12 protein-coding genes and 1 riboswitch are annotated in these 10800 nt (G+C 32.8%); of the genes, 9 read left to right on the plus strand and 3 right to left on the minus strand.

Annotation, left to right across the window (positions count from 1 at the left end):
* The 5 genes from J5G60_RS12785 to J5G60_RS12805 form a co-directional block, all read left to right on the plus strand.
* Positions 1 to 233, plus strand: a 233-nt coding sequence (locus J5G60_RS12785) for a zinc ribbon domain-containing protein (protein WP_207876549.1), incomplete at its 5' end; no start/stop codon positions are given.
* A 123-nt stretch (positions 234 to 356) separates the two neighbouring features.
* Entirely contained in the window at positions 357 to 1229 is an 873-nt protein-coding gene (locus J5G60_RS12790) for a PhzF family phenazine biosynthesis protein (protein WP_150357268.1), read from the plus strand.
* 41 nt (positions 1230 to 1270) lie between these two features.
* Positions 1271 to 2221 carry a helix-turn-helix transcriptional regulator gene (locus J5G60_RS12795; RefSeq protein ID WP_150357267.1) on the plus strand — a complete coding sequence of 317 codons (951 nt, stop codon included), beginning with the start codon at positions 1271 to 1273 and terminating at the stop codon, positions 2219 to 2221.
* Between the two features lie 57 nt (positions 2222 to 2278).
* The gene (locus J5G60_RS12800; protein WP_150357266.1) at positions 2279 to 2536 is read left to right on the plus strand and encodes a zinc ribbon domain-containing protein; all 258 of its coding nucleotides are present in this window, start codon (positions 2279 to 2281) and stop codon (positions 2534 to 2536) included.
* Positions 2537 to 2792: 256 nt separating this feature from the next.
* The gene (locus J5G60_RS12805; RefSeq protein WP_150357265.1) at positions 2793 to 3308 is read left to right on the plus strand and encodes a hypothetical protein; all 516 of its coding nucleotides are present in this window, start codon (positions 2793 to 2795) and stop codon (positions 3306 to 3308) included.
* Positions 3309 to 3348: 40 nt separating this feature from the next.
* On the opposite strand, the gene J5G60_RS12810 is transcribed toward J5G60_RS12805, so the two are convergent.
* On the minus strand, positions 3349 to 3906 hold the full coding sequence (locus J5G60_RS12810; RefSeq protein ID WP_150357264.1) for a CGNR zinc finger domain-containing protein: 558 nt from the start codon (positions 3904 to 3906) through the stop codon (positions 3349 to 3351).
* A 130-nt stretch (positions 3907 to 4036) separates the two neighbouring features.
* Between J5G60_RS12810 and J5G60_RS12815 the strand changes: the two genes are divergently transcribed.
* On the plus strand, positions 4037 to 4984 hold the full coding sequence (locus J5G60_RS12815; RefSeq protein ID WP_150357263.1) for a 4Fe-4S double cluster binding domain-containing protein: 948 nt from the start codon (positions 4037 to 4039) through the stop codon (positions 4982 to 4984).
* 160 nt (positions 4985 to 5144) lie between these two features.
* Positions 5145 to 5402: a hypothetical protein gene (locus J5G60_RS12820; protein WP_150357262.1), complete on the plus strand. Its 258-nt coding sequence runs from the start codon at positions 5145 to 5147 to the stop codon at positions 5400 to 5402.
* Between the two features lie 178 nt (positions 5403 to 5580).
* Here J5G60_RS12820 and J5G60_RS12825 read toward each other — a convergent pair whose 3' ends face one another.
* Entirely contained in the window at positions 5581 to 5958 is a 378-nt protein-coding gene (locus J5G60_RS12825; RefSeq protein WP_150357261.1) for a PH domain-containing protein, read from the minus strand.
* A 148-nt stretch (positions 5959 to 6106) separates the two neighbouring features.
* Between J5G60_RS12825 and J5G60_RS12830 the strand changes: the two genes are divergently transcribed.
* Complete coding sequence (locus J5G60_RS12830) at positions 6107 to 6631, plus strand: flavodoxin domain-containing protein (RefSeq protein WP_150357260.1); 525 nt, start codon at positions 6107 to 6109, stop codon at positions 6629 to 6631.
* A gap of 67 nt (positions 6632 to 6698) precedes the next feature.
* On the opposite strand, the gene J5G60_RS12835 is transcribed toward J5G60_RS12830, so the two are convergent.
* A complete protein-coding gene (locus J5G60_RS12835) occupies positions 6699 to 8489 on the minus strand; it encodes a DUF2207 domain-containing protein (RefSeq protein WP_150357259.1) in 1791 nt (596 codons plus the stop codon).
* A gap of 212 nt (positions 8490 to 8701) precedes the next feature.
* A riboswitch (cyclic di-GMP riboswitch) is annotated at positions 8702 to 8787 on the plus strand.
* Positions 8788 to 8939: 152 nt separating this feature from the next.
* On the opposite strand from J5G60_RS12835, the gene J5G60_RS12840 reads away from it, so the two are divergent.
* Entirely contained in the window at positions 8940 to 10646 is a 1707-nt protein-coding gene (locus tag J5G60_RS12840; protein WP_150357258.1) for a cell wall-binding repeat-containing protein, read from the plus strand.
* Positions 10647 to 10800: the final 154 nt, after the last annotated feature.

Raw genomic sequence — 10800 nt, forward strand, 5'->3', positions numbered from 1 at the left:
AAGCAAGCTGGAGTGAATTCAGAAGAATGCTGGAATACAAGGCTGGATGGTATGGCAGAAAAATAATAGTGGCACCCAGTAATTATGCAAGTAGTCAATTATGTTCAGTTTGTGGATATAAGAATAGAGAAGTAAAAAATCTTGCACTCAGGGAATGGATCTGTCCTAAATGTGACACACACCATGACAGGGATATAAACGCCAGTAAAAATCTGCTGAAATTAGCCATATAATTTTGGTAATACACTGAGGTTGGTTCGACCTTTAGAGCTTAGGTAAACTTGTTCCATTAGGAATATTGACTAAGAAGCCATCCACTTCTATAAGTGGTGGTAGTTCACGAGGGAAGAAAACAAATGAAAATAAAAGTTTATACGCTTAATGCGTTTGCCAAAACAAATACAGGTGGTAATCCTGCGGGAGTTGTTTTAAATGCGGATTCTCTGCTGTCAGAACATATGCAGCGGATTGCAAAAAAGGTTGGCTTTTCAGAAACTGCATTTGTAAAGAAGTCCAATAATGCTGATTTTAAAGTTGAATTTTTTACACCTAACAAGGAAGTAAATTTATGTGGACATGCAACTATTGCAACTTTTTGTTTACTTGCAGATAAAGGTATTATTGATGCTGGCAGATATACTCAGGAAACAAAAGCCGGTATTTTAGAAATAGAATATAGAAAAAATAATAGAATCTATATGGAGCAATGTAAGCCCATATTTCACAAAATATTGGATAAAAAATATATAGCTGATACTCTAAATATTAGCCAGAATAAAATTATGGATGATATTCCAATCCAAATTGTATCTACTGGATTAAAAGATATTTTAATCCCCATTAAATCATTAGGGGATTTATGCAGTATAAGGCCTGATTTTGATAAGATTTCATATGTTTGCAAAAAAGAGAATTGTGTTGGGTATCATCTTTTTACGTTGGAAACAAAGCAGGATTCCACTGCTCATTGCAGAAATTTTGCACCTTTTTATAATATCAATGAAGAATCTGCCACAGGAACATCTACAGGTGCATTGAGCTGCTATTTATATAGATATGGAATTATATCACAAAATCATATGAAAGATTTAGTTTTTGAACAAGGTTATTGTATGAATAGGCCTTCTGAGATTTTAGCCAGTGTAATTATCAGCAATGGAAAGATCAATGAAGTTAAAGTAGGAGGAAATGCCTTGAATATTGAAGAAAGGGAAATTGAAATATTGTAGAGCGTGTCTGCATAAAATTTTCAAAATGAGGTTTATAATTTATGAAGATAGATAGGCTGCTGGCAATTGTGGTGATGCTTTTGAACAGGGATAAGATATCTGCGGCAAAACTGGCCGAAAAGTTTGAGGTTTCTGTAAGGACCATATACAGGGATATGGAGACAATCAATATGTCGGGAATTCCAATAGCTTCAAACCAGGGAAACAATGGAGGATTTCGTATTTTAGACAATTATAAAATAAATCACCGGTTTCTGACACTGGAAGATATGATGTCCATAGTGGGGGCTTTGAAAAATATAAATGGAGTTCTTGATGACAAAAATGTGGAAATGGCTATGGAAAAAATTAAAAGCATAATACCCGACAATAAAAAAAGCACATTTGATCTGTACTTTAAACAGATATTTGTAGACACACTTCCCTGGGGATTTAAGAAATCCGAAAAGGAAAATATCAAATATAGAACAATATTTAGAGCATTGAAGGAAAACAGATGCATAAGCTTCAACTACAGAAATTCCAAAGGAGAATATATCTTTAGAAAGGTGGAGCCTGTTACTCTTGTGTTTAAAGGATTTTCCTGGTATATCTTTTCTTTTTGCACATTGAGAAAAGACTACAGGATATTTAAATTGTCAAGAATGGATGGACTGGAGATTCTGGATGAAAAAATCTGTAAGTCCAGGATTTCCTATGGAGAATACATAAAGACTCAGGTTCTTCAGAAGGTTCCTGTAAAAATTTCACTGAAATTTTCAGAAAAAATCAGGTACAGAATACAGGATTACTTTGATGAAGATGAAATTACATTTCTTGAAGACGGCAGTATCATAGTAAATACTGAAGTTGTGGAGGACAGCTGGATCTATTCAATGATACTAAGCTACGGCGAATACGTGGAAGTGTTGGAACCCCGGCATATAAGGGAGATTATAAAGAAAAAGTGCAAAAATATAATTGATATATATTTGAATTCAAACATGACATAATGATGTCAAAGCTCTCCTGTATAATAGTTGTATCAACATATGAAAGGAGAATGTGTTATGGAACAGGAATATTGCCAGAGCTGCGGAATGCCTTTAAGTGAGGAACTTTATGGAACTGATGCCGATAACAGCAGAAATCATGAATACTGTATATATTGTTATGAAAATGGAGCTTTCAAACAGCCAAACATAACAATGGAAGAAATGATTGAAACCTGTGTGCCCTTTATGAAGGAAAAGGGTATGGAGGAAGGTGAAGCAAGATCACTTATGAAAAACTGTCTCCCTCATTTAAAGAGGTGGAAAAAGCTCTGATGGACTTTAAAATAATGGAAAGCTGTTAGATAAAATGATTAAAAAGTTGAGGATGGCAAGTTCTCAACTTTTTTTATCTTCATTTGCATGCAAAATCTGTCCTGTAACATAGTTGGAATCGCCATATGCCATGAATACACAAGTTGGCGCAAATTTTACCGGCTGATCAGCTCTTTTTTACAGGAGTATCTGTTTTAAGTATTGTGATATAATAGTAAGTAAGCACATGATCAATATTATAACAAGGAGGTACAATATGGGTATTACAGTTAAGAATACCATAAAGAAATTCAAATCAGATATATCTGAACATGTAACTGAAAAATTGTCGGAATTGGATTCTAAATGTTATCTACAGAGAAAGCAGTCTGACTATAAATTCAATATACATCAAAAGGAAAACAAGAAATTGAATTTGCCTACAAGTGATGGAAAACATTGCATGAGGGCTTATGTGTACGGAAATCTTATGTTTTCTGAAAGTAATATTTATTTGTCAAATAAGTGTATAAGCAATTCAGAGGCACTGGAGCATGACAGCTATGGAGCAATTTACAAAAAACAATATGACAAATTTATTGAAAAAATGCAAAACATGCCCAGTGAATATGAGAAACAAAATTTTAGAGAGCAGAACATGATTACAGATGAAGAAGATGACATGGAAGGCATAAAGATTACAGATGAAAATGTTGATGAAATAGTGGACAGTATCCTTGACAATGTACTGCCTCTTTCACCGGAATATATTAAGATATTTTCTGAAATATAAGTACAGCTTATAAGAACTTAAAAATAAATAATAAAATTAGTCATCCAGAATTGGATGCTTTTTTTATTGTATGTCTTTTTCTGAATTTACGTACTTTCATGAGACTTGCACAGGTATTGTCACACCATTTTCGTGTGTGATTTCTGCTTTCGTCATAAAAAATCCATCCGCACTCAGGGTTTTTACAAATTTTTATACGCTTTATATCGTAATTTGTTATCATTTCAACAAAAGACAAAATCACCTTAGATATTATCTGGTTTAAATTGGATTTATCAGGAATGATATTTAAAATGTATCGTTCCTCTTCTTTTTTTAAAACTTTACAAAAAGAAAGGGAAGCAAGGTATTTGTTCATTTCATCTATATCTTTTTGACAAATTGTATTTTTAGTACACAAATCATTTACAGCATGACTCAAAAAATCTCTAAGTTCCAATAGCTTATCGGTTAATTTTCTATCAAATGTACCTACATTAGCCAGATCCCATTTTTCACAAAAGCTTTTAAATAGATCTCTATCCTTTAAAGGATCTTTGAAAATTTTGTGGGTTTTATACCACTGGCTGTTAACAAAATCAATACATAAAAATTTCAAAGTATGTAACCTCCAATCATTATGTTGATCGTTACTTAATGGTATGATATTATTAATTATATCAATGTAACTGCTTTATGTCAAAATAACAGTTACATTGTGAATAATAAAATGGGGGAGTGTTTTAAATATGAGCAGCAATAGTGTCACAAATGACTTTATAAGTCAAATTGAGTCCTATGGATTAAAAACAAGAATTGTTTCTATTGAGCATATTGAAGAAATAAAATCAAATATGGAAAATACAAGGAAAAGCCATATAGACATTAATCTCTGTATAGGAAAATATTTAGATGAATTCAATTATAATACTCTAAAAGTTTCTTTTAAAGCAAGATCAATTATAGTAATAGCAGTTCCACAGCCAGTGTCTAGAATATACTTTACAATAAAAATGAAAAAGAAGCCTGTTATCATGCCGCCAATGTACCTGTTCAATACAAACAGCAAACTTGAAAAAAAGCAGAAAAAAGTAATTGAAGTGACTTCAATTGTTGAAAGGGTACTTTGCAGTATAAATTTTAGAGCGGTAAAAATCAATCTTCCCTGCAAGCTTTTGGCAGTAGGAAGTGGATTGGGCTCGTACGGTAGAAATAATATATGCTATATAGATGATGAAAGCAGTTTTTATTGGATTGGTGTATACATATCAGATATGCCCTGTGAAAATAATACCTGGCAGGAAAATAAAATTATGGATGCATGTAAGGATTGCAATCTGTGTCTGAAAAATTGTCCTGGAGGAGCGATAGCAAATGACAGATTCCCAATACATGCGGATAAATGTATTACCCTGTATAACGAAAATGAAGGGGGTTTTCCAAAATGGATGAATTCAAGCTGTCATAATTCACTGATAGGCTGCATGAGATGCCAGAGTGTTTGTCCTGTTAATAGAAAACATGTCTATAATATAGAAGATATTGCGGAATTTGATTCTTGCGAGACTGAAATGATATTGGCAGGAACCCAATTAGATAAACTACCTGAAACAACTTATAGAAAATTGGATACAATCAACTTTGTAGAAGATTATAATTTGCTTGCCCGCAATTTAAAGATATTGATAAGTAAATAAATTCTCATTTTATGACATGAAGTGTTTAATGATTAAATCCATTTTTTGATTTAATGCGCCCAGCCTGGAAGGTAATTATGTATAAATATTATTCATAATCAAAGTAAATCTGAATATATTTTAATAGTAAAATATATTCAGATTTGGGGAGATGATTTTCATGCATGATACCATATTACTGAGTAAAATATCACAGAGCTTAAATAGTTGTTGTAAAGAATTGAAAATTTCAAAGATAAATAAAATGTCTGTTATTGTAAATAAAGATAGCTACATTGATGATAATAATCTACTTCAATATCTTAAGAACTTTAATGAAAATTTAATAGATAATTGCACAGAAATAAGCATTGAAATTGGAGACTTGCCAGATCAAACTGCTATAATTAAAAACATAGAAGGTGATTTAACTGAATAATGATCACAATAGAAAAGTATGTTTATTTGATAACTTCCCTAGAAAGTGGACATATCCACTTATACAACCAAAATTAATTAGTAAAGTTCAGAATTGTATATTTAACAATATTGCATAGTATTTTTAAAGGAAAATCATGGAACAGTCCCATTGTTCAGGAGGATTGTTCCATAAAAAGCTATTCCAATACATATTGTGCAAGTACACTTTGAACTTCGTATATGTTTAGGCTTTTGTTGAACTGTTTCTGTACAGGCTCTGGATTTCCGGATATCCATATTTTAAGTTCGGCATCCAGATCAAAATGTCCTGAGGTCTCAATGCTGAAGTGAGTGATATTTTTATATGGAATTGAATGATATTCTACTTTTTTCCCGGTTACTCCCTGCTTATCCATCAGTATAAGTCTCTTATCAGTAAAAATAAACATGTCACGGATCAATTTGTTAGCTTTTTCAACACTTTCTGAAGCTGTAAGTATATTATCAAATTCCTTTTGCACCTCTTTAACGTCAATTTCTGAGGCATTTCCCATCATTCCATCGAATAATCCCATTTATTCTCCTCCAATAATTATAGTGTATTTATCTAATAATAATTCTACATAACTATGAAAAAATCCTTTTGGATTGATCAGAACACTATGGTATAATTTAAATAATATTTTCTAAAAACAGAATAATTTATATTTTGAGAGGTGGATAATGAAAACTGTAGTGATATATAAATCAAAAACAGGTTTTACCAGGAAATATGCCGATTGGATTGCGGAAGAACTGTCTGCTGATATTTTTGAATTTGAGAAGGTCACTGCTGATATGCTGGCAGATTACAATACTGTTATCTACGGTGGAGGATTATATGCTGTCAGCATCAACGGAATAAAGTTTATATTGGAAAATTTAGACAAATTCAAGGACAAGAGGATAATTGTATTTGCAACCGGTGCATCTCCGGCAAGGGAAGAAACGGCGGATGAGATAAGAAATAAAAATTTCACCCCGGAGCAGCAAAAACGCATACATTTCTTTTATATGAGAGGCGGCTTTGATTATAGTAAATTGAAGACTTTTGACAGAATGCTTATGACACTGCTGAAATGGAAGATAAAAGGGAAAAAAGAATTGACGGAGGATGAAAAAGGTATGCTTGCCATTTATGACAAGCCAGTGGATTTTACGAGAAAAGATAATATAAACAAGGTAGTTGACTGTGTGAGAAAACAGTGAACTACCTTCTGTTTATTTAATCCAATATCAATAGATCCGTAGAAGTGGCAATTTTTAGCCGAGTCAGTTAAAATCCACCGGCGCCTCCGCCTCCGGAACTGCCGGAACTACCTGAACTTGAACTGCCTGAAATAGAACTTGAACTTCCAGAAGAACCAGTTCCAAAGGAATCGTATATATAGTAGTTGAATTGTTCACTTTTGTTCAAATTCATGCTGTCAAAGAGGAGGTAATAGTATATCCAGCCCATATTCTGCGAAGGATTGTGGAAGGATGATCTGAGCTTTGACATATTGTTTCTCTCCATATTTAGTGCTTCCGCATAGGGAATGTAGGATTCTATATAATCTGTACTGGTATTATAAGTAAAATCTGAATTTTTAATGTAGTTTTTAAATTTTATCCATTTATTGTATTGAGACTGCCCGTAGGGACTTCTTTTAATACAATAGTATATACCGCAGATCATCACGAAGATCGATACAAGCAAGCTGAATACTCCAAAATAAGCTTTAAAAACAAGAGATACAATAGAAACAATTATGCCTATAACGGAAAACAGGATTAACCATCTGCCGGCGCTGTTGGCTTTTTTGTCATAATAATTTCTTGACTTGACTTCTTCCTCTACAAGTTTTGACCATTTTTGAAAATCGTAATAAAAAGAAGAGCTTTCATTTGATTTCTTTATAGCTGATGTAGTGACAGTTTCACCATCTCCAAGTGTGTCAAATAGCCAGCTTATAAAATATCTCTCATGTTTTAGAAGTTCCTGCGCTGCTTTTTTAACTTTTTTGATTGAGAAATCAACTTTGTCTTTACTATTTTCAAATTCTGTTTTTTCAATGGTTAAATAACCCTTTCTCCATAAATCAAGTATTGTGGCATATGTAGTTCTTCCGTCTACAGTTCTTTTTACCATGTAAGATGCCACTGCAGGAGTACATTCTTCAGGAAGCTCCGGGGGAGAGTAGGTGCTGTATATATCCTGGGGATTGTTTCTGAATTTCCTCCATACCGGAAACATGAATATGATAAAAAGCAGTCCTAAAATCATGCTTACATAATTAAATATCTTTTTTATCATGATAGCATGGGCTATTTTCTGCTGCTGTTTTTCTCTGTAATCTGCTTCTTCCTTTAGAATTCTGCTCAGGGCATTTTCATTCCTTATCTTGGAAGACAGTGGAATTGAACTTGCCGGAAAAAGCACTCTGGTTTCCACCAGTTCTTTTGAATTAACATGGGGAAAGCTGTAATCCACACTTCCATTTTTGACAGATGCATTTCCAGATGAAACGGCGTGATAGTAGGCTTTAATATTATTATCCTCTGCAATATCGGGAATATTGATGTGAATTTTTAGATTATCTATTTCAGTTTCATTGTAATCAGACCAGTATTCATAGAAAAATTCACCTGTATCCTTGTACTTCGTGGCAACATTTTTCATGGTATAGGTTATTTTAAAAGTTTTCTCTTCATCCTTTGAAGGGGAGTAGATTTTGATCCTGTATAGATCTGTATCCTGCTTCAATATTTGAAATACATTGTCGTCTCCATTTTCCGCAGTATTTACTTTTCTAAAGGGTGTTTCCTGTCCGGATTTGGATACATAGGATACTTTTACATTATACATGCCGTCCGTATTTTTAATGGATACGTCTCTATAAGCTCCATTATATTTTCCACTGAAATTGTAGGTTATAAATTCCACCATATCAATGGAACCATCTTCTTTTATTGTAGTTTCTATGTTGAATTTGGACAGATCTACTTCATCTGAGGCTGAAACATTGAGTGGATTGATAGAAATTATGGTAAATATTACAAAAAAGCATAGAAGAAATTTTTTCATTGATGACCTCCTGTATTTTTAAGAGTTTACGTTAGGTTTGGGCCTACACCTCCTTTTTATATAATTTTAGTATATACTGGCCTTTATTGGGGTGTCAATGTACTTTTTTCTACGTATATGACTATGTTAAATTAAAAATATTTAACATAGCCATTCTTGACTTTGATAAAAATATAAGTATATAATATTAATGTAAATAGAATTAAAAATTACATTATAAATAGCAAACTCTATGAAAATGGAGGACGCAAAGCTGCGAGTCTAAAGCTGTTTAAGCCATGATAGTCGGGTTGCTGATGTTTATGATTTTATAACTTTATATTTATATATAAGCTATAGTGCTAAAACATTGGCACTGTAGCTTTTTGAATTTACATGATAATTGTTTCCCATAAATCAAGTAATTCTTAATTCTTAATACCATGCAAAGGATGATGGGAGGAAATATATATGAGGACTTCAAAAAAAATATACGCTTTTGCTGCAATAATGATGTTTATACTACTAGTGCCAATTGTAAAAGTCAGTGCTTCTGAAGTGACACGTTTAAGTGGACAAGATAGATATGAAACCTCAGCTAATATCTCAAAAAATAACTGGAGTACTTCTGAAAATGTAGTCCTTTCTAGTGGTCAGGGGGATGATAAATTTGCAGATTCCCTTGCAGGAACAACACTTGCCTATCAGTTAAATTCACCTATACTTTTGACAAATACAAATTACATACCCACAATGATATCAGATGAAATAAAAAGGCTTAATGCAAAAAATATCTATTTGCTTGGCGGAACTGGAGTAATAAGCAGTGCTGTGGAAAATAGTTTAAAGAATCTAGGTTATAGTGTAACTAGATTAAGTGGGTTAAATAGGTATGAAACAGCAGCCAGGATTGGAGAAGAAGTCAAAAAATACAAACCAATTGGAGGAGTATTTCTGACTACAGGGTATAAATTTCAATATGCTATGGCTGCTTTACCTTATGTGGGTAAGGAAAATGATATTGTATTATTTACAGATGGGAATTCATTGAATTTTACAACAAAAGATGTTTTGAAGAGGCTCAATGTAGACAATGTAACAATATTGGGAGGAAATGCCGTTGTCCCATCTAATGTGGATAATGAACTCATGAAAATGGGCATTACTGTAAAAAGGATAGATGGAAATACTCCAATAGATTTTAATACCAATATATTGAGAACATTGGGAAATAATATAGATGGACTTGCAGTAGCTAGCGGCAGAGTTTTTGCAGATAGTCTCTCAGGTTCCATAGTAGCTGCTAAAAGCAATCTTGGAATGGCTTTAATTGACGATAAATTTGATTATAATATGAGTATGAATAAACTGAATAAAATATTGATATATGGTGGTTATTCCGTTGTTACACCGGAGACTGAAAGCTACTTGAAGGGAATCATGGCTAACTCCAATCTGTCAGATAAAACAGGCAGGCTTCTTTTAAATGGCGAAAAAGACTGGTACGAGGCTATTAAGGCTGCAATTTCAAATTGTCAGGATGAATTTTTATATGACAATGCTAATTCATCTGCCATGCCTAAGGGTATTGTGGAGATGGTGCTTGAACAGAATCCCGATATAGATTATGTTGAAAGTTACAGCATTTCAAATAGTGGGAGCATTAGTTTTAATTATAGATTTTCAAAAACTGAATTGTCAGATATGAAAAATAGAGCCGCTGAAAAAGCAAAATCAGTTCTCTCTAACATAATTAAGCCTGATATGACAGAAACTGAAAAGGCAAAGGCAATACACGACTATATTGTAAGTAATGCAAAATATGATTATGACAGTTATGCAAAAAATTCAATACCTGCACAGGATTATACAGCATATGGAATTCTGGTTAATGGTACAGGTGTATGTCAGGGATATGCATCAGCATTTAATTTGATGGCAGAAATGTCTGGTATAAAATCTATAGCTGTACGGGGAACTGCCGGGGGAGGAGTTCATGTGTGGAATATGGCTATGCTTGATGGTAAAATTGGATATATAGATACAACCTGGGATGATCCAGTTCCAGATAGAGCAGGGCAAATTATATATAGATATTTTAATATAAGTGGATCTCAGATATCAGAAGACCATTCCTGGGATAAAAATAATTTTACTGAAGATTATTTGAACTATTGATAATATCTAATTCTGTGTTATAGATTTTAAGTTTCGAAAAACAAGATCTGCTTCTTGCAAGTATATCTTGTTTTTTTATAAAAAATTATATTCTCATTTTTATTTTACAAATATTTTATAATTACTTATAATATTTTTAGATGCAGGAGTATAT

Origin of the sequence: Clostridium sp. HV4-5-A1G (genome assembly GCF_900184915.1) — a bacterium.
Classification (GTDB): Bacteria; Bacillota; Clostridia; order Clostridiales; family Clostridiaceae; genus Clostridium_B; species Clostridium_B aromativorans.